At 48.1% G+C, this 20,046-nt stretch carries 20 protein-coding genes and 3 tRNA genes; 3 read left to right on the top strand and 20 right to left on the bottom strand.

All coding sequences use genetic code 11. From position 1 onward, the window contains the following. Positions 1-8 precede the first annotated feature (8 nt). The 3 genes from C1710_RS04375 to C1710_RS04365 all read left to right on the top strand — a co-directional run bounded on the left by C1710_RS04375 (position 9) and on the right by C1710_RS04365 (position 4,540). Positions 9-623 carry a sugar O-acetyltransferase gene (locus C1710_RS04375; protein WP_102280450.1) on the top strand — a complete coding sequence of 205 codons (615 nt, stop codon included), beginning with the start codon at positions 9-11 and terminating at the stop codon, positions 621-623. A 56-nt stretch (positions 624-679) separates the two neighbouring features. Beyond that, positions 680-2,017, top strand: coding sequence for a C1 family peptidase (locus C1710_RS04370; protein ID WP_102280448.1), 1,338 nt, complete (start codon positions 680-682; stop codon positions 2,015-2,017). Between the two features lie 339 nt (positions 2,018-2,356). Further along, complete coding sequence (locus tag C1710_RS04365; RefSeq protein ID WP_102280446.1) at positions 2,357-4,540, top strand: mucin-binding protein; 2,184 nt, start codon at positions 2,357-2,359, stop codon at positions 4,538-4,540. A gap of 109 nt (positions 4,541-4,649) precedes the next feature. Here the strand turns inward: C1710_RS04365 and C1710_RS08340 are convergent, their stop codons facing one another. The 20 genes from C1710_RS08340 to C1710_RS04275 form a co-directional block, all read right to left on the bottom strand. Continuing rightward, the gene (locus C1710_RS08340; protein WP_235858003.1) at positions 4,650-4,799 is read right to left on the bottom strand and encodes a hypothetical protein; all 150 of its coding nucleotides are present in this window, start codon (positions 4,797-4,799) and stop codon (positions 4,650-4,652) included. Between the two features lie 14 nt (positions 4,800-4,813). Next, on the bottom strand, positions 4,814-5,230 hold the full coding sequence (locus C1710_RS08335) for a hypothetical protein (protein ID WP_235857967.1): 417 nt from the start codon (positions 5,228-5,230) through the stop codon (positions 4,814-4,816). After that, positions 5,231-5,353, bottom strand: coding sequence for a hypothetical protein (locus tag C1710_RS08440; protein ID WP_268874813.1), 123 nt, complete (start codon positions 5,351-5,353; stop codon positions 5,231-5,233). Positions 5,354-5,485: 132 nt separating this feature from the next. Continuing rightward, positions 5,486-6,760, bottom strand: a complete 1,275-nt coding sequence (gene uraA, locus C1710_RS04355; protein WP_102280444.1) for a uracil permease — start codon at positions 6,758-6,760, stop codon at positions 5,486-5,488. A 262-nt stretch (positions 6,761-7,022) separates the two neighbouring features. Next, positions 7,023-7,802 (bottom strand): deoxynucleoside kinase, encoded by a 780-nt coding sequence (locus C1710_RS04350; RefSeq protein WP_102280442.1) that lies wholly within the window; start codon positions 7,800-7,802, stop codon positions 7,023-7,025. Between the two features lie 104 nt (positions 7,803-7,906). Then, positions 7,907-8,779 (bottom strand): alpha/beta hydrolase, encoded by an 873-nt coding sequence (locus tag C1710_RS04345; RefSeq protein ID WP_102280440.1) that lies wholly within the window; start codon positions 8,777-8,779, stop codon positions 7,907-7,909. Then, positions 8,779-9,462 carry a 2,3-bisphosphoglycerate-dependent phosphoglycerate mutase gene (locus C1710_RS04340; RefSeq protein WP_102280438.1) on the bottom strand — a complete coding sequence of 228 codons (684 nt, stop codon included), beginning with the start codon at positions 9,460-9,462 and terminating at the stop codon, positions 8,779-8,781. The genes C1710_RS04345 and C1710_RS04340 overlap by 1 nt, the downstream gene beginning before the upstream one ends. A 116-nt stretch (positions 9,463-9,578) precedes the next feature. Then, positions 9,579-9,664: transfer RNA gene (locus C1710_RS04335), tRNA-Leu, on the bottom strand. Positions 9,665-9,730: 66 nt separating this feature from the next. After that, positions 9,731-10,183 carry a SprT family protein gene (locus tag C1710_RS04330; RefSeq protein WP_102280435.1) on the bottom strand — a complete coding sequence of 151 codons (453 nt, stop codon included), beginning with the start codon at positions 10,181-10,183 and terminating at the stop codon, positions 9,731-9,733. Further along, positions 10,180-12,360: a Tex family protein gene (locus tag C1710_RS04325; protein ID WP_102280433.1), complete on the bottom strand. Its 2,181-nt coding sequence runs from the start codon at positions 12,358-12,360 to the stop codon at positions 10,180-10,182. Before C1710_RS04325 ends, C1710_RS04330 begins: the two co-directional genes overlap by 4 nt. Positions 12,361-12,440: 80 nt before the next feature. Then, positions 12,441-13,268 carry an ammonia-dependent NAD(+) synthetase gene (gene nadE, locus C1710_RS04320; protein WP_102280430.1) on the bottom strand — a complete coding sequence of 276 codons (828 nt, stop codon included), beginning with the start codon at positions 13,266-13,268 and terminating at the stop codon, positions 12,441-12,443. After that, the gene (locus tag C1710_RS04315; protein WP_102280427.1) at positions 13,265-14,746 is read right to left on the bottom strand and encodes a nicotinate phosphoribosyltransferase; all 1,482 of its coding nucleotides are present in this window, start codon (positions 14,744-14,746) and stop codon (positions 13,265-13,267) included. The genes nadE and C1710_RS04315 overlap by 4 nt, the downstream gene beginning before the upstream one ends. Before the next feature lie 20 nt (positions 14,747-14,766). Continuing rightward, positions 14,767-15,468, bottom strand: coding sequence for a GntR family transcriptional regulator (locus C1710_RS04310; RefSeq protein ID WP_102280425.1), 702 nt, complete (start codon positions 15,466-15,468; stop codon positions 14,767-14,769). Between the two features lie 169 nt (positions 15,469-15,637). Continuing rightward, positions 15,638-16,078: a hypothetical protein gene (locus C1710_RS04305; RefSeq protein ID WP_146002367.1), complete on the bottom strand. Its 441-nt coding sequence runs from the start codon at positions 16,076-16,078 to the stop codon at positions 15,638-15,640. Continuing rightward, positions 16,071-16,799 carry an aspartate/glutamate racemase family protein gene (locus C1710_RS04300; protein WP_102280421.1) on the bottom strand — a complete coding sequence of 243 codons (729 nt, stop codon included), beginning with the start codon at positions 16,797-16,799 and terminating at the stop codon, positions 16,071-16,073. The genes C1710_RS04305 and C1710_RS04300 overlap by 8 nt, the downstream gene beginning before the upstream one ends. A 126-nt stretch (positions 16,800-16,925) precedes the next feature. Continuing rightward, on the bottom strand, positions 16,926-17,519 hold the full coding sequence (locus C1710_RS04295) for a TIGR01440 family protein (RefSeq protein WP_328587348.1): 594 nt from the start codon (positions 17,517-17,519) through the stop codon (positions 16,926-16,928). An 80-nt stretch (positions 17,520-17,599) separates the two neighbouring features. Beyond that, entirely contained in the window at positions 17,600-19,006 is a 1,407-nt protein-coding gene (locus C1710_RS04290; RefSeq protein ID WP_102280419.1) for an MFS transporter, read from the bottom strand. Between the two features lie 109 nt (positions 19,007-19,115). Further along, on the bottom strand, positions 19,116-19,760 hold the full coding sequence (locus tag C1710_RS04285; protein ID WP_102280416.1) for a hypothetical protein: 645 nt from the start codon (positions 19,758-19,760) through the stop codon (positions 19,116-19,118). 65 nt (positions 19,761-19,825) lie between these two features. Then, positions 19,826-19,897: transfer RNA gene (locus C1710_RS04280), tRNA-Gln, on the bottom strand. Between the two features lie 9 nt (positions 19,898-19,906). After that, positions 19,907-19,989 (bottom strand) — tRNA-Tyr (locus C1710_RS04275). Positions 19,990-20,046 lie beyond the last annotated feature (57 nt).

Here is a 20,046-nt window from a genome sequence, read left to right as displayed (position 1 = left end):
AGGCTTTTATGAATCAAAACACCAAAAATATGCTCGCGGGTAAGCCATATTGTCCTAATGACCCGGAATTGGAAGCTTGGCAGCAATCAGCACATCAATTAAACCGTCAATACAATCAAACAGCCGAAACAAACACTCAGACTCGCCAGCAAATCATCGACCAACTCGTCCCTCATCATGGCAAAAACGTGACTTTTGTTGGTCCAATCTTCTTTGACTACGGTCGATTCACTACTATTGGTGACGACACCTACGCTAACTTTAACCTGACTGTCCTTGACACCTGCCCGGTCCTTATTGGCAGCCACTGTATGTTCGGCCCTAACGTGACCCTGGTTACTGCTACCCATCCGTTATTGGCCGACCAGCGTAACCCGCACGTTGCTAGTGACGGTTCCGTTAAAGCGGCAGAGCTAGGTGCGCCAATCACCATCGGCGACAACGTCTGGTGTGGCGCCAACGTTACTGTTCTCCCCGGTGTCATCATTGGCAATAACGCCGTCATTGGTGCCGGATCGGTCGTTACCCACGATATTCCCGCTAACTCTGTGGTGGTTGGCGTTCCTGCACGGGTTCTCCGTCAGCTGAGTGAAGCAGACCGCCGGGATGATTGGCCTTACTAGTCAGTTCTTAACCGTTAGCTTATAATGTGGTTATTACCAATTAAGGAGGAATTCTTTTGTCTTTTGAAATTACACCTGCTAATTTGAAACAATTTATCAAAGATTACCAATCTCGGCAAGACAGTGCCGTTTTAGAAAGTGCAGTCACCAAAAATGGTGTTCGCGCGGCTAGCTTTAACTGGCATTCCATTGCCGACAACGACCCGCACTTCTCAATCGACCTGGATACCGGGAATGTTACCGATCAGAAGCGTTCTGGCCGTTGCTGGATGTTTGCAGCATTAAACACCATGCGTCACCAGATGCACGAAAAATTCAACTTGCCGGACAACTTTGAGTTATCCCAGTCCTACATGTTCTTCTGGGATAAGTTTGAAAAGGCTAACTGGTTCTACGAAAACGTCATCAAGACAGCTAACCTGGACCATGACGACCGTAAAGTTGCCTGGCTAATGGCCACCCCGCAACAAGACGGTGGCCAGTGGGATATGCTCTGCGCACTGGTTGCTAAGTACGGGGTTATGCCACAATCGGCAATGCCAGAGTCATTTAACTCTAATTCTTCAGATGGCATCAACAGTGTCTTAAACAGCCAGTTACGTCATGATGCCGTCGAACTGCGAAAGCTGGTTAATAATGGTGCCAGCGATGATGAATTAAACAGTACCCGGCAAAAAATGTTAAACAATGTTTACCGGATGTTGTGCTACGCCTTTGGTGAACCGGTCACTACCTTTGATTGGGAATACCGGACCAAGAAAGATAAGGAATTCCACCGCGACGCCAACCTCACCCCACAGGAATTCTTCAAGAAGTACGTCGGCTGGAACCTCGATGACTATATTTCAATCATCCAGGCCCCGACGGACGATAAGCAATACGGTAAGACCTACACAATCGACATGCTGGGTAATGTTGTCGGCGGTCGCCAGGTTAAGCACCTCAACCTGAACATGGCTGACGTTAAACAGTTAGCGATTAAGCAGCTGCAAGCTGGCGAAAGCGTTTGGTTCGGTTCCGACGTTATTAAGTATTCTGAAACCAAGCACGGGATTATGGCCCTCAACACTTACAACTATGAACAGCTCTTTGACACTGACCTATCAATGTCAAAGGCCGACGCCCTCGACTACGGTGAATCAATGATGGACCACGCAATGGTCCTCACCGGAGTTGACCTCGTTGACGGTCAGCCAACCAAGTGGAAGGTGGAAAACTCCTGGGGACCAAAGGTTGGGACCAAGGGTTACTTTGTAATGAGTGACGCCTGGATGGACAAGTATGTCTACCAGGTAGTCATCAACCGTCACTACCTCAGTGACCAGCTGCAAAAGCAGGCTGCCCAGCAACCAATCGTCCTCAAGCCATGGGACCCGATGGGAACACTGGCTTAGTTAATCCAACTATGGTCTGACACTCTCTAATTAATATTAATAGCTTGATTAAAAAGCAAACGGCTTGCACAGTTTATCTGCCTAAGTTAAGCCGTTTGCTTTTGTTTACAATTTAGTACTTATTTATCGTTAGATAATATTCCGCTGATACATATACAAGTCTATAAGTCAAACTAGCTATTCATACATATTATGAGGTTCAGCCTGATGGAAATTGCTCGTCATAATAGCTAAAAACGGCGACATGACGTAATTAAATCGTCACCCATATATTAACCTTTGATAACATGTATTCTATCATAATGATTATGGTATTATTATAAGGAAGGAAAGACAATAATGGTTTCTAAAAATAATCGGTTATTAAGAGAATTTAGTAAAACTAATTTCCATCAACACTTTGCTCTCCGTAAATTAAACATCGGAGTTGCTTCGGTCCTCATTGGTTTGGGGTTAACTTGCGGCATTGCCACAACAGACGTTCACGCTGCAGCTAACACTGAACCAGCCGACCAAACGGCGAATGTTCAGCAGCATGAGCAGGCAACACCAGCATCAACTCAAGACCCTGAGCTCACACCAGCCGTTAATCCAGAAAATGAGTCCTCCACAGCTGATAATCGGGAATCAGCTGACCATCAAGATACTGTTTACCATGCCCAACCAGTTACCCTCACGATAGGCCAAGATAATCTGACGACGCCATCCGTCGATAAAGTTTTCCAACCGAACGAGCTGCGCGATCTTGGTATCAATGACCCTAACAATGCATGGTTTTACTGGTCAGATAACAGCAACATTCCTTCAGCTCCGGGAACTTATCATAATGTCTCCGGTATACTGACCACTGATACCAAAGAATGGAATATTGTTTTCCCATTAGTCAGTGTCGAAATCAAAGCCCTGCCGATACAGACAACTGTTGGTGAAGTTCCCGAATTAACAATTAACTCTATCCTGCCGGCTTCGGTTTACCAAACAGCCATCTCGGAATTGTCTGATCCCAGCACGAAAGTTGAATGGGTAGATAAACCAGATGTCAGCCAAGCATCCGTTACACCAGTCAAGGGGCAAGTCAAGATTACTTACCCTAATCCTGATGGTCAGGAGCCAAATGTTCTCATCGTACCTGTCGAAATAACTGTTCGTGCGGGACAAAAGAAGGGTGTCAATCAGGTTCGTAACCGAATCAACTACATTGACGAAACAACTAACCAAATCGTTTACAGTTTTTCAATGCTCGGAGATAAAAACACTTCCGCATACGACCAGGGTGATCCAACCCGTCAACACCCAGAAAGCTATCAAATTCAAAACGCGCTCCAGTTGCTAGGTTACCAACTAGATAGTACTAACCCGAATAATAATGGCAGTGCTAACTTGAATTACTTTACTGACCATGACCAAACCTTCAATTTCTTTGTCAAAGGGGACTCCACAACAGCACAACTCCTTGGTCCTGAGTTTTCTATCCCAGAAATGACCCGTTCCTTTGACTTTGAAGATGGTGTTCCTTCTGCCCAAACATTCGTGGCTAACTTCCCTCTACTGCCAGCGGGGACAACGGCAAAGTGGCTGGTAAAGCCAGAATACGATTTTACCAAGCAAGACGGTTCCTATGTCAACACTGAGATCACCAACTCACCGGATAAATTACCAGAAATAGAAGTCGACATTCCTGGCCAGCAACCACAGATTTTAAAGTTTACGAGTGAAAATAGTTATGTCCTCTCTTTACCGGAAGAAAACGAGGGCGAACCAGTATTTAAACGAGTCGAGCTAACCGTCGGTGACCAGGCTCCAGCTTCCCCTCAAGCTTACTTAGCTAACTACAATGATATGCTAAGCCGCGCCCAAGCAACTGGTACGACCAAGGAAGACTTTGATAATAGTTTGTACTGGGTAATTGAACCAAACACCAACCAGTCCGGCTATACCATCGCTGCGGCGGCATATGATGGCGAAGTATTACCCCTAATAGTTAAAGTTAACTCTAAAGTAAAACAACAAGACATTACCGAAACTATTAAGTACGTCGATAACCACGGTAATACACTGAAACCTGATAAAGTTGTCACGACCAAACAAACAGGTGAAGAAACAATTGCTGGTGCTCCAATCGATTATGGCAATGGTTATTTTGCAGCGATTAAATCGCCAAACATCAATGGTTATCATCCTGATAAGGATTGGATTCCGGCTCAGGAAGCCAACCATAATCTTTACCTTACAGTTACTTACACGCCAACATCAGCTCCAACACCACAGCCGAAACCACAACAAAATCTGCAACCAGGCAACCATCCTCAATCGCAAACGTCCACGGTGTCAGCAACTAAACAAACCTCGACAATGATTCCACAGGTGAATGACCAACATAAAAACGTTGCTAAAATTACGCAAGCACAACAGTTGCCACAGACTGGTAACCATGACTCTCAAGCAGCATTGGCCCTCGGTTTCAGTGCACTACTTGGGATGATGGGACTGCTCGGCAGTCAGCACAAACGAGAAAAAGACTAAGATAAGAGTATAAAACTAGTTCCTGTATGCAGGAACTCATAAAAAATACCCTCTGGGAAAATGAATGAAACAACTAGTTCATCTCTCCCCGGAGGGTATTTTCGCTATCTTAATCTACTCGCTGAAACAACAAGTGGACACCACCATCTGACAGTTTCTCAACGTTTTGAATGCTAAACTGCTGGTCAACAAACTGGCCAAAGGTATTGAATGCCCGTTTCTTTTTTGGGTCACCACTGACGTACGGTGCCATTACCAGGGAAATCTGGTCAACTAGCCCCGCCTTGAGGAAGGCCCCGTTGATGATCCCGCCCCCCCACAGACAGCCAGGGTTGCAATCCCAAAGTAACGTTTGAGCTTGACTAACGCCTGCTCTAAATCAATGTCCTGGTCACCACAGACTATATACGGAATTTTCATCGACTGCAGAAAAGCCAGGTAAGCAAGTGGTGCTTGGCGTGTTACCACTTCAATTGCGTGGCTCTTGTGTCCGCCATAATCAAAGTAATTTCGTGTCCACCCACAACGACCATGACGGTCAAAACTGACATCCCAAGTATCTGACTTCAACCCATCTGGCACCCAATCCTGATAGTCCAGATCACTGCTATCGTACTGGCTCAGGTCCGGATGCCCAGTTGCCGCATACATGGCGACTGTGGTTGCTCCATTGGCATTAGCGTCACTCATCTAAAAAATTTGCCGATCATAAAAATCGCCCGATACTTTCGTTGTTTCCAGCCCATCATAAGGTCCGTCAATGGTTCCATCAATCGATACATACATATGAATAATGACCTTGGCACGTTCCATCATCAACACCCCTTTTATCATTATTCTAGGCGTTTCTCATCCGACTTGAAAATACTCATTGTTGATGGATAACAATAACAAAAAGGCATTACCCACCGGTGCAGGTAATACCTTGAAAACAATGATCATCGACTAGTGTTCCTCACTCCGCGCCTTTTCTGGCAGGATCAGGTTTAAAATCACTCCCAGAATGGCCGCCACCGCCAATCCAGAAAATTGGTACTTACCTAATTGCAGGTAGGCGTTCCCGATCCCGATAACCAGAATTACTGACGAAATCATCAGGTTACGCTTGACGTTGAAATCAATCTTGTGTTCAATTAGCACCCGTAACCCGCTTGAAGCAATCACCCCGAAGAGGAGGAAAGAAATCCCACCGATAACCGGGGAAGGAATCGTTTCGATTAAGGCACTCAGCTTCCCCACAAAACTGAAGAAGACCGCAAAGATGGCTGCCCCACCAACTACATAAACGGAGTGCACCTTTGTGATGGCTAATACCCCAATGTTTTCTCCATAGCTGGTCACTGGCGGCCCACCGACAAACCCGGCGATAATGGAGGCCGTCCCGTCACCGGCCAGTGTCCGGTTCAGTCCCGGATCCTTAAAGAAGTCTCGTTCCGTTAACTCGTTAAGCACCATGATGTGACCAAGGTGTTCAGTCATCGTCACAAAGGCAATCGGTGCCATGCTAAGAATCGCGCCCCAGTAAAGGTGCGGATGATAGTTCACAAACGGTACCTGAAAGTGTGGCAAACTAAACCAGTGGGCGTGCATTACCGGGGTGAAGTCCACAATCCCGAAAAGGCAAGCCACGATATAGCCGGCCACAATCCCCATAAGGATCGGAATCAAACCCAAGAAACCCTTGCAGTACATGTTAAAGATAATCGTAATCACCATCGTCAGCATGGCGACCGCAAAGAAACGGAGGTCATAGTGTCCCGTTGCCGCATTAATAGTGGCGTCTTTGGCAGCGGTGCTAGCTAGTGACAACCCGATAACAATAACAATCGGCCCCACAATGATTGGCGGTAAGACCTTATCAATCCACGCTGAGCCAATCTGGCTGACAATCAGCGAGACGATCAAGTACACGCACCCCACCGCAATTGTCCCCTGGGCAATTCCCGGGTAACCAGTACTCTTCATCAGGGCCATCATTGGAACAACGAACGAGAAACTGGATCCCATGTATGCTGGGATCTTATGACGGGTAATTAAGAGGTACATCAACGTTCCAACACCCGAACTAAAGAGGGCGATCCCGGGGTTTAACCCTACTAAGATCGGAACGAGGACTGTCGACCCAAACATGGAAAACATGTGTTGGAGCGACAGACCAAACCACTGGCCCGTATTTGGTCGCTCATCAACATCAAGTACAACATCACGACGGTGTGTCATATTACTCCTCCCAAAACAAAAACAGCTCTGCGGTCTCCTACTACCCCAAAGCTGCTTTTTGATCGGCCACACCGGTCGGTTAATTTCAACGCACCTTGGGAGCCTCGCGGGACCCCTTTAAAGGTTATAAGTTACCTAACAGCATAGGTGGATTTCCCTCTTCTGTCAAGTGGTTTCGTGAAAAGGAAAAGTGACAACCCGTTAGTCTGGTCACCACTTTCCCAGAAAATGGTTGAATACTTCACCACCAACACCGCCGTCTTTATTCAATTTTAGCATCAGCAGCTGGTGCCGCCGGCTTGTCATCCAGGCTCAGACTGGTTAATTTTTTTTCTAGCTGGCTAAACCGTTTATCGTCCAGCGAGTGGATCTTCAATAATTCCCGGTATACCTGGTCCAGAACTGCCTGCCGATCGGCCAGGTTACTCATAAAGTCATACTTTGCACCATCAATAATCAGCAACGGTGAGGCATCGTATTCGTGCTTCCACTTCGCATAATACTTCAGCAGACGCTTGTAGTATTCGACCAGTGACGGGTCGCTTTCTACCTGTTCATACTTACGGCCACGCTTCTTAATCCGCTTGATTACCGTCGGATAGTCAACGTCAATCATCACCATCAGGTCTGGCGCCTTCTTATGAGCAGCGTATGGAAGTTCTTCCATCATGTTCTTCAGCAGTGACTCATAAATATCCCATTCGACCTGCGTGGCGTTCCCCATGTCGGCATTCATCTTCATAAAGATAGCATCTTCATAAATTGAACGGTCGAGGACATTATTGTCATCGCGCATTGCCCGCTTGATCATCTTGAAACGCCGGTTCAAGAAAAACGTTTGTAATAAGTAAGCATAGGGATTTGTAGCTTCCTTATCGCCCGCTTTGCGTTTCGCGGCGGCAATTTCATTCCCCTTGTAAAAAAGAGGCAGTACCGGGTTGTCGTTAACTGGTTCGTAGTATGCTTTAGTTCCTAGTTGACGCGCCAAAATTCCAGTCATGCTTGACTTACCCGCGCCGATCATCCCTGCCATCGTAATCAAGATAACACTTCAATCCTTCCCAAACTAGACAAAGAAAAGCGGCAGTGAAAAGGTCGATTCACTGCGGCTTTTTTGTCATTCATTCCATTGACACAACTAGACCATTATTTCACATTTGGCTGTTCAATGCCATCCAAAAACTGATGAATAACATTATAAACTGCCGGACTCCAGAAGTCTGACTCGTGGTTAGCGCCGTGAACCCGGTAGGCTTCAACGCTAGCCCCGTGTTCTTCTAAGGCCTGATACATTTCTTCCATTTCGTGGTACGGCACCGTCTTATCGGCATCGCCATGCAGCAAGAGAAACGGTGGGTATTCCTTGGCGTTAGCCACCTGCTTAACGGGACTCATGGCTGCTTTTTTTGCTGCCCATTGCTTTTTATTTAGCCCAAAAAGACAGTACTGCAACAAGTCCGCACCCGGTTTATCACCAGTAAAGTCGAAGGTGTCAGCAACATCCGTCGGTCCAAAGCAGCTGACCACCGCATTCACTCGGTCGCTTTCGTTAACGAAGTCGTCAGTCCGGTAACGAGGGGCATCGGGAGTCAGGCCTGCCAGCATTGCTGCATTGGCTCCCGAAGAAGTTCCCCACAGTGCTACCCGTTGCGGGTCGATGTCGTACTTTTCTGCGTTAGCCCGCAGATAACGGATCGCGGTCTTCACATCCATTAAGAAGGCTGGAAACTGGTGACCATTAATCGCGTTGCGGTGCTGGACAGTAGCTACAATGTAGCCGGCACGGGCAAAGTCTACCAGCTGGGGTAGCTGCTTTCCCAAGCGGGGAAGTTGCCACGAACTTCCTTGAACAAAGACGATCAGTGGCCGCCGTTCCGTCTTGATTGCCGTCGTTGTCGCCCATGGCAGCAAGATCGACATTTTCTGTGGCTCGCCATCCGCGGCAGCGTAGGTAATGTTGTTCAGTAATTGAATTTGCCCTTTCAATTGAGGATTATTTTGCAGTTCGTGAATTGTCATTAGTGTTCCTCCTTAGCTAGCACTTGCTTGTCAATGACATTGAGATGCGCATCAAAGCGGTAAATAATCGGCTCGCCATTCGGCACTTCCACCTGATCAATCTGATCATCATCAATTTGATCAAGGTATTTGATCAACGCGCGCAGCGAACTACCATGAGCGACCACCAACTGATTTTTGCCATCCAACAACCGTGGTGCAATCGCATCTTCCCAGTAAGGAAGCAACCGCCGCTGGGTCATCTGCAAGCTCTCACTTAATGGCACCTTGACACCTAAATGGTCATAACGCCGGTCGTGCTGGCGAGTAGTGAGTGCTGGCGGAACATCAGTGAAACCACGTCGCCACTTTTTCCACTGTGCCGTCCCGTAACGTTGACGGACAGCTTCCTTATTCTGGCCACTCAATGCACCATAGTGTCGCTCATTAAGTCGCCAGGTCTTGTGAATGGGTAAATAATCCTGCTTAATTTGTTCCAGGATCACGTTAGCGGTAATGATGGCCCGCTTCATCAATGAAGTATGCACGTCAGCAAAGTTAATCTGCTTATTAGCAAGAAGGTGGCCAACTGCAACCCCTTGTTTTAGGCCATGAGCAGTCAATGGGACATCGGTCCATCCGGTAAAAATATTATCCAAGTTGGCTTGACTCTGGCCGTGCCGCACAATTACTAATGTCGCCACGATTAGTCTGCTCCCTTCATCTCATGCTGTAAATAATAATAACGCATCTCCCAGTCAGAAAACAATTAGTAAACAAAAAAGCAGCGAACGTTCAAAACGCTCGCTGCTTATCATTATGCGGCAAAGAGGACTCGAACCTCCATGGTCAATAATGACCACAAGATCCTTAATCTTGCGCGTCTGCCAATTCCGCCACTGCCGCATCAACGAAGAATATTTTACCAAACATTCTTCTTTCAAGCAAGCACAATTTGGCGATGACAGAAAATTACTTAAGGACTTCACGCCGGCCCAACAACTTAAAACGGCGACCGCAACGGGCACAGCGAAAACGCCAGGTGTTGAACCGCCGTTGCCGCAGTACCTCGACACCACAACCCTGACAACGGTATAACCAGCCGCGCTGTGGTTGAACTGCTGGTGCAAAACGCGACCCACCGACCCTCTTTAGCAAGGCTTTAAAGGCGCGGCTACGGTGGTGGTAATCTTGTCCCGTGAGGTGCAGGTGGTAGTGACACAGTTCATGTAAAATCACCCCGCGTAAGACAGCCGGACCGGCCGCCGCCATTTTGGGATTGATATCAATATGGTGGTCACGGAGATGATAGCGCCCACCAGTTGTCCGCAAGCGTCTGTTAAAAAAGACCCGGTGCTTAAAGGGCCGGCCAAATTGCTGCTGTGACAGTCTCCTAGTCAACGCTAATAGCTCTTCGTTGGTCACTTCGTTGCCGCCTGCTTAGTCGGGTCAACCATTGTTAGCTGAATGCGTTGGCGATCAAGGTCCACGGACTCAACCCATACGGTCACGATATCGCCAACAGCAACAACCTTTCGCGGATCACGGATAAACTGCTTGCTCATCTTTGAAACGTGAACCAGTCCGTCGTGCTTGACACCAATATCCACGAAGACACCAAAATCAACAACGTTCCGCACTGTCCCTTCCAGCTTCATTCCTGGTTTCAGGTCGTCGATTGTCAGGACGTCTTGGCGGAGCAGTGGTGCAGGCATCGTATCCCGCAAGTCACGCCCCGGTGTCAGCAAGGAGTGATAGACATCCGCAACAGTTTCTTTCCCCGCATCCGGGGTGACAAACTGATGCCAGTTAATTTTTTTCAGTTTACTGTTGGCTTCAGTACTCCCCAACGTCTGTGGGTCAACTCCAGCAGCAGCCAATATCTTCTCAGCTACCGGGTAACTTTCCGGGTGAACATCAGTGTTATCCAGGGGGTTCTTACCGCCAATAATTCGCAGGAAGCCCACTGCCTGCTGATAGGCCTTTGGTCCCAGCCGCGACACTTTTTTCAATTCTGGCCTGCTTTGGTAAGCACCGTGTTCATCACGATAGTTAACAATGTTATGAGCAATCGTTTCGTTGAGACCAGCAATCCGCGTCAACAATTGGTAAGAAGCAGTATTGAGGTTGACACCCACCTGGTTGACTGCCCGCTCAACAACCGCATCTAGTTCCGTCGAGAGCTCTTTTTCCGGCAAGTCGTGTTGGTATTGACCAACGCCAATTGCTTGCGGGTTGATTTTGACCAGTTCTGCCAGCGGATCCTGGAGACGCCGACCAATACTAATAGCACTCCGTTTTTCAACGTGAAGGTCGGGAAACTCTTCACGAGCTTGTTCACTTGCTGAATAAACTGACGCCCCTGCTTCGTTAACAATGACGTAGTAGACAGGCCGACTCAACTTCTTCAATGTTGCCGCTACAAAAGCCGCCGATTCACGACTCGCCGTTCCATTTCCAATGGCAATCATCTCCACCTGGTATTTATTGATCAGGTCGATTAACTGCCCCTCTGCCTGGGCACGTTGTTTTTCCGGTGCTGGTTTATGCGGGTAAATAACTGCGACGTGTAATAGTTTACCGTGCTGGTCAATTACCGCCAGCTTACATCCCGTTCGGTAAGCCGGGTCAAAACCTAATACCACTTTGCCCTTAATTGGCGCCTGCATCAGCAGGTGGTAGAGATTTTCACCAAAGACTTTAATGGCCTGCTCATCCGCTCGTTCGGTCAGTTCTTTACGAATTTCCCGGGAAATTGATGGCGCCATGAACCGCTTGTAAGCATCACGATAAGCCTCGGTAATGAAGTCAGTTGCCGGTCCATCCCCGTGGCTGCCAATCAGGCGAAAACGAAGATATCCATCTACCCGTTGGTCATCCACTTGCACCTTGACCGAGAGAACCTTTTCCTTTTCTCCCCGATTAATGGCCAGTACCTGGTAGGAACTGAGGTCGGCAATTGGCGAGCTGAAATCATAATACTGTTGGTAGACACCCCGCTCATCAGCCTCTTCGCCGCTCCGCCGGGTCGTGGTTACTAATTCTCCCTTGTCACGGGTAAATCCCCGTAGCCAGCCGCGAACCGTTGCCATTTCAGCAATTGCCTCGGCTAGAAGTTCGTGAGCACCGGCGAGTGCCGCCTTAACATCTGGAACATCATCGTTAACAAAATCAGCGGCCTTTTCTTCCAGTGAATCCTGGGGAAAAGTCAGAATCCAGTTAGCTAGTGGCGTCAGCCCCGCAGCCTTTGCCTTTTGCGCCTTAGTTTGACGTTTCTTCTTGTAAGGCAGGTAAAGGTCTTCCACTGTCGTCAGATCTTCAGCTGCTAAGATTTGGGCCTTTAGTTTATCCGACAGTTTTCCCTCTTCACTAATGGCTTTAATGACAGTTTGTTGCCGTTTCTCCAGCTCACTAACTTTGTTATAGCTGGTAGCAATTTCCTGAAGTTGAACTTCATCTAAGGCCCCGGTCATTTCTTTCCGGTACCGAGCAATAAAGGGAATGGTGTTCCCATCGTCCAACAGTTCGAGCGCCGCCTTTACTTGGTGCTCACGAACACCATCAACGCCCTTCGTCACTAGTTTAATCGTTTTTTCTTCCACAATATTCCTCACTTATTGGCAAAAATCAGGGGGGCTGTGTCTTTCAGCCCCCATCGTTAACTTTACTTACTTTTCAGGTGCTACTTCCACCATTCATCGAGCGGGCTAACCGGCAAGTGCCGCTTATGACGAGTCTTGATAAACCAACTCTCAATTTTTTCGGCCGCGGATGAATCAATATCCTGCCCTTCAAGGTAGTCATCGATCTGCCGGTAGGTCACTCCCAGTGCAGCTTCATCTGGCAGAGCGGGCCGGTCATCTTCCAGGTCCGCCGTCGGGGTCTTTTCATAGAGCCGAGCAGGGGCACCCAATCGTTCCAGCAGCGCCCGTCCTTGACGCTTATCTAAACCGGACAGGGGCGTCAGGTCAGCTCCACCGTCACCAAACTTGGTGTAAAACCCAGTCACTGCTTCAGCAGCGTGGTCAGTACCAACGACTGCACCACCGCGAGCCCCGGCAATGGCATACTGAGCGATCATTCGTTGACGGGCCTTAATATTTCCCTTATTAAAGTCAGAAATCGTCAGCCCATTATCTTCAGCAGCACCAACCATCGCGTCGGTGGCGTCTTTGATATTTACCCGCATTACCACGTCCGGGTGGATAAAGTCCTCAATAGCAAACATCGCGTCGTCTTCATCAGCTTGTTCACCGTAGGGGAGGCGAACAGCAATAAACTGATAGGCGCCGTCCCCTGTTGACTGGCGAAGACCAGCCACCGCTAATTGAGCAAGCCTTCCCGCTAACGATGAATCCTGGCCGCCAGAAATACCGAGCACCAGTGTCTTCATTCCCGTACTTTTGAGGTAGTCCTGAAGAAATCTCACCCGCTGATCAATCTCGGCCTGTGGATCAATCCGTGGCTGAACACCTAGTTGGTTAATAATGACTTGCTGTAAGTTTCTCATTTCTTCTTCGCGTCCTTACTCATCTGGGCAACGTAATTATGAACGTAGTTAATCATCTTCATCTTATTGTCGTAACACTTTTGCGACAGGTCGACTGGGTAGACTTCTGGGTTGAGATCCCGCTTATATTCTTCCCACAATCGGTCAAGGTGGAGGCGACGTGACTGGTGAATTTCTTCCAGACTTGGTTCATCATACACTAATTTGCCATCAACAAAGATGTCACGTAAAAGCGGCCGAGCAATAAAGTCGTTAACTGTCTTGTGAAGGTAAGTATGGTTGGGGTCAAACATGTACAACGAATCCAGCTTACGCGGGTCCTCGCCCCACAAGGTGACGTAATCCCCTTCATTCTTTCCGTCAACGCTATCGGTGATCCGCCAAACCTGGTGCTTGCCAGGCGTTGACATTTTGGCAGCGTTGTTAGATAGCTTAATCGTGTCGACCATCTCACCATCCGCCTTTTCAAAGGCCACCATCTTGTAGACGGCATCAAGGGTCGGTTGATCATATGCGGTAATCAGTTTAGTCCCAACGCCCCACACATCGATCTTTGCTCCCTGAATCATCAGGTTCATAATCGTCTTCTCGTCAAGACCATTGGAGGCATAAATCTTTGCATCCGGATATCCCGCAGCATCCAGCATCTGCCGAACCCGTTTGGAGAGGTAGGCCATGTCCCCACTATCGATCCGCACACCCTGGAAGTTAATCTTGTCGCCAAACTCGTCAGCAACCTTAATGGCGCTCGGCACCCCGCTCTTAAGGGTATCGAAGGTATCCACCAGGAAAACACAGTTATGGTGTGTCTCTGCGTAGGCCTTGAAAGCAGCGTAGTCGTTCATGTAGGCCTGCACCAGGGCATGAGCATGGGTCCCAGAAATTGGAATTCCAAATAGCTTTCCCGCACGGACGTTACTGGTAGCATCAAAGCCGCCGATATAAGCTGCCCGGGTTCCCCACAAGGCAGCATCAAATTCCTGTGCCCGCCGTGAACCAAACTCCATCACCGGCTGGTTGCCAACGATGTGCTTAATTCGGGACGCCTTGGTGGCAACCACTACCTGGTAATTAATGATGTTCAGGATGGCCGTTTCAATCAACTGCGCATCCATCATTGATGCTTCGACCTGAACCAGCGGTTCGTGGTTAAAGACCAGTTCGCCTTCCACCATACTGCGGATAGTCCCGGTAAATTTCCAGTTCTGCAGGTAATCCAAAAAACTGTCATCAAACTGCCCCGTTGTCCGCAGGTAGTCGATGTCTGACTTGGTGAAATGCAACTGCTGAACGTAGCGAATGATGTGGTCAAGGCCAGCAAAAACAGCGTACCCGTTATTAAACGGCATTTTGCGGAAAAAGGCCTCAAAAATTGCCTGCCGGTCAGCCATTCCCTCTTGCCAGTAAGTCTGCATCATTGACAACTCGTATGCGTCAGTATGTAATGCATAACTGTCGTCTGGATACTTAAAATCCATGTGAGAAAATTATCCTCCTATTATTTTTCCAGGACAAATTCAAATCGCTTGCCAACGTAACGAGCATGAACGTACTCAAACGGCCGGCCATCGGTAAGATATGAAACCTGGGTTGTTCGCAAAAGGGCATCCCCACGCCGAATGTCTAAGTACTCAGCAATTTTTTCGTTAGCATTGGATGCCGACACGTGCTGAGTAGTATGACCCGGAGTGAGGTGAGCTTTTGTTTCAAGAGTATTATAAAACGAACTTGTAACTTCTGCCTTAGAAAAATCTTGGACCATTGAAGCAGGAACCGTCGCAATTTCGTAGCAGATCGGTACATTGTTGGCGTAGCGGACCCGCTCCATCCGTAATACCTGCTCACCAGGCTTGAGATCCAACTTATCAATTTCAGTCTCTGACGGGGTCGTCAGGTGGTACGAAATTGTCCGTGACGATGGTGTTTTACCAGCTTTTTGCATTAGTTCGGTAAAACTAGTTACCCCGGCCATCTTTTCTTGGACCTTCCGGTTAGCAACGAAAGTCCCGGCGCCAACCCGGCGCTCCAGCACCCCTTCATCAACTAGCGTCTGGATTGCCTGTCGCAACGTCATCCGACTAACGCCAAACTCTGAAGCCAGCTCCCGTTCAGCCGGGATCTTTTCACCAACGCCCCACTTACCATCCTCGATACTCTTTCGGAGGTCATTATGAATTTGAATATATACAGGTGATGCCATGCTAATTCCCCATTTCTTTCAAATTATGAACTAGACCATTTGTTAACGTTACCATTGTAACACAATATCATCTTTCGCTTGCAAAACCCTGACCATTTGTTGCCATCAGTTTATGGTAAGCGCTGTCAAAAAGAAGGCTAGGCTACCTCGCCGTAGCCTAGCCTTCTCGTTAATGTTGAAAGTGTTTATCTTGTTTCTGCTGCTGGGGTGTCCCCTGACGGTAGTAAATCCGGGTTTGCCCCGCCGTGGTCAGCCGAATTGTTGTCCCAACGTGACGGTAGTGGTCCGCTGGCGTTCCAGGATAACCGACAGCAGTCATTGTCTGACGGCGCCGATTAATTTTCAGGCGGTTCATTTTCTCAACGTGGGTGCTTTCACCGGTGGTACTGTCAACAATTTTGAGCGTCGCTACCTGCCGGTCGGCAGGAATTGTCAGCTTCACCTTATGCGTTTGACCATTATCATGGACGTAGGCATAATAAGTCCCCGCAAACCGGTGCCACTCTTTCTGCTGACGGTAGTTCTTGCCACCCAGTGCCACGCCAACACATAGCAAAACGCAGATGATCACCCAGCAAACCTGCCACACGGGACGTATTTGTCTATTCATGAGGCAGCTGCTTACCCTTTTGTTGTTTCATTCCCAATTCCAATGACTTATCAACAATCACTGACTGGGAACTAATAACTGGATATTCCGTTTCTGGTGACTCTGCTTCCGCAAACGAAAGTTCAGTACAACCCAGAATGACAATGTCGCAGTTCATTTCCTCGGTCATCTTTTTAACGAGGTGGTGGTACTTATTACTGTCGGAATGACCTTTTTGCTTAATATCGTGATAGATCAAGTCTTCGGTCATGTCCATAATTTCCTTGTTTGGTTTCAGCAAAGTGTACCCGGCGTCGGTGATGTAATCATCATAAATTCCAGACTCGAGGGTACCATATGTTCCGAGCAACCCAACCCGCTTAGCGGTCGGTTTTACCTTAGCGATGGCTTTGACGGTCTCTTCCAACATATTCAAAATTGGGATATCCGTCGCTGACTGAAGTTTCTGGTAAAAATAATGTGCGGTGTTGCAAATTAATACAAGGAACTCTGGTTTAAGGAGGCTCTGTTGTTTAACATCCTCCAACAATACTGGTAGTGGATCTGGTTTGCTGTGGTCGAGAATCCAGCCAGTCCGGTCAGGAACGGTCGCATGGTTAACGATAATGTAATTCAAATAGTCCTGGTCCCGTTTAGCAGGGGTCCGTTGATTAAGTAAGTGAACGTAGCTCTCCGTTGCCAACGTCCCCATACCGCCTAAAACGGTAAAAAATTTTTTCATCTTAATCATCCCTTCTTCTGCACTAGAATGGTGCTTTAACAACGTCAACCGTTGTTTATCTGCTACATTTCTAAAATCACGAAAGGCCCGTGACAGCCAATTGTGTCACGGGCAGGTAGGAGCTAGTTACTTCTTATCCTTTTCACCAAATGGATCCCATTCGTACTTAGCACGGGCGCCACCAATCAGCTTTGGCCGCGTCCGCAGGTAAGTCGTGTGAGCCAAGCCGATTTCCTTCACTGAAGTACGAACCGGTACCTGGACAAACTTGACGTGCATACCGACGCAAGTGTCACCAATATCCATCCCGGCTTCGGCCGTAATGTGTTCCACTTCAATTGGGTCATGGAAGTTTTCAAACGCCGCAATTTGTCCCGAACCGCCGGCGTGCAGTGCTGGAAAGACCGTGACTTGTTCAAAACCGCGTTCTTTAGCAACACTCCGTTCGACAACCAGTGCCCGGTTCAGGTGTTCACACCCCTGGACAGCTAGGTGCAGCTTGTGCTGACGGATGATGTCCACAATCGTCTTGACGATATCACGGGCAATGTCAACATTTGACGCCTTACCAATTCGCCCACCGTGGACTTCACTGGTGCTAAGGCCAAGCACTACCAGGTCACCTTCATTAAGGTGCGCCTGCTCCAGCAACTCGTTTAACCCAGTTGCCACTTGCTTTTTAACTTGATCCATATCAATTTGGTCAATTACTTCTGCCATTGTTGTCGACATCCTTTCTTATTCACACAATTTCATTATAACTGAGGAATTAGTTCGACGCAATTAAGCGCAACCACAACCTAATCAGCCATTCTTGTCTGCTGATCCAACCGTTGCAGTGTAAAGTTTGTTGCTGTGGCAACCAGGACAGCCACTGCCAAAGCAAATAACAACCAAAAGTCTAGTTGCCCACCAATAAATGTTCGGGCCGCCATCGTTCCCTTACCATTATTTTGGAACAAAGCCATTAAGGCGGTCAACAAGACCACCCCGAGAGAGCCCGCAAACTGCTGAACCATGTTAAAGAGCGAATTAACGTCAGCTGCTTGACGCGAAGTGACGAGCGTCGTTGCGTTAGCCATGGTTGTTGAAAAGGCAGAATTAAAACCGATCCGGGTAAAAACAAAGAACCACATCATCATCATGGGGGTTAACCGTGGCTGGAAAACAGCATATAAGCCCGTACCAATCACCAGGAGAATGCTGCCGCCCACAACTGGTTTGCTATAGCCATACTGGTCGGCCACCCGACCCATCAGTGGTGAAGTGACAGCTCCCGCAATTGACCCTGGTAAAAGGACTAATCCCGCAACCAGTGCGCTACTGTGGAGGACGTACTGACAATAAACGGGAATCACCAGTGAGATCCCGATGTTGATAAATTGCAGAAGGAAGTAGGTTATCGTGGACAGTCGAACTGTAGTCAGCTTGAGGATTTCCAACCCCAACAGCTGCGACTCCCCGTGAACGTTAGTGTAAATAAAGAGGCCAAAGAATACTAAACCTGCTAATAAGTAGAGCCAGAACCACATGTGAAAACCGTTACCAACCGTGGAAACAGCGTAGACAATTCCGACTAATGCTAGTGCCAAAAGCATCAAGCTGGCAAAACTAAATGGCTTTGTATTCCCGACTGGTTGGTTGCTGATGCTCCATTGCCCAGCCACCAGGCTAATAAGGGCGATGGGAAGCAGGATCCAAAAAATCATCCGCCACGACCAGGCACCGGCAACGGCACCACCATAAGTTGGCCCCAGCGCTGGCGCTAGGGAAATCACCATCGCTCCGATCCCGGTCATTGTTGCCAATTGACGTCGCGGAATTGCCGTAAAAATAAGGAAAAACATTGTTGGTGTCGCCAGTCCGGTCGCTACCGCTTGAATCAGTCGTCCGCCTAACAGCAGGCTAAAGTTGGTTGCCGTTGCTGAAATCACGTCACCGACGATGAAGGCACTAACACAAAACAAGTGGATTCGCTTAGCTGGATATTGACGCAGCAGGTAAGCTGTCGTCCCCATTACGATCGTCACCATCAAGAGGTAGCCGGCGGTTATCCACTGTGTAATGTCCAGCGAAATACCAAAAGTCCGCGATAATTCCGGATAAGTAACGTTCATTGACGTCTCATTGAGAACCCCCAGAAAGGTCATCAACGCCACCGAAAAAATGGCAGTGTATGTCTTTACCATTGACTTTTGAGTCGTCATTTAATCACTCCTTGGATAGTTAGCATAAAAAACGGGCGTGGTGATTACTCCACCACAGCCCGGTCCGATACTTTTAACGTATTCTCTTACTGCATTTCCTAATATACTCTTATTCGGCCAACAATGCCAGTAGCCATTGCCGAGTTTTTTCATCGGGTGCCGAATCAACATCAAAGGAAAATGGTTGCCATAAGGCCCGGACCTTTCCCCAGTCAATTGATGTTCCGTCAAAAATGGTACTCCTCATTTTGACCATCAACGCTTGTTTCATTTTATTAGGTAATTTCGTCTGCAAAGTAGTCAAAGAAACCAGCTGCTCAGCTAAGGAGGAGGCCAGGCGCATACTAAAGTCATGCGGTGTTAGCTGGTCAATAACTAACAAATGCTCTTTGAGGGGAACGGCCGGGATTTCGCGCTTCAAAAAATGCTGAAAAACATCCCACTGCTCGCTGACTTGGCGAAAGAACTGCCAGGGGACGCGTGTCCGCATAGCTGGCAACAAGTCGTCAACACTCTCTGCCACACTGCCGTGATTATCAACTAACCGTGGGATCATTTCCTGTAAAAACCGCTGCAAACTTTCCCGACTACTTGCTGGCAGCCGCTTTTTAGTTGTCAGGGCAAAACGCACCAGCAAAAAATCAGCTAACTGGTCATCATCAATGGCCCGTGATTCATGGTACTGATGTTTTTGGTGAAAGTTATTTAACTGCTTGACACGCTTTGCCGCCGCGAAGTGTCCCTGTTTTGACATGACCCTTCCTCCTTACAAATTAATCGCAACAAAAAAACAGCTGTCAACGACAGCTGCTTAGTCAGTTGGGCTAGCTGGGTTCGAACCAGCGCATGACGGTACCAAAAACCGTTGCCTTACCACTTGGCTATAGCCCAATAATAGAATGGAGGGGAGTGGATTCGAACCACCGAACCCGAAGGAGCGGATTTACAGTCCGCCGCGTTTAGCCAGACTTCGCTACCCCTCCAAAAGGTGTCTATCTGACAACCAACGAGTGTTATTCTAACTAATTTATTTTACGAAT

Source organism: [Lactobacillus] timonensis, assembly GCF_900240275.1.
Lineage (GTDB): Bacteria > Bacillota > Bacilli > Lactobacillales > Lactobacillaceae > Limosilactobacillus > Limosilactobacillus timonensis.
Note: the sequence above shows the minus strand (reverse complement) of the source record. Positions and strands in the feature narration are given on the sequence as shown.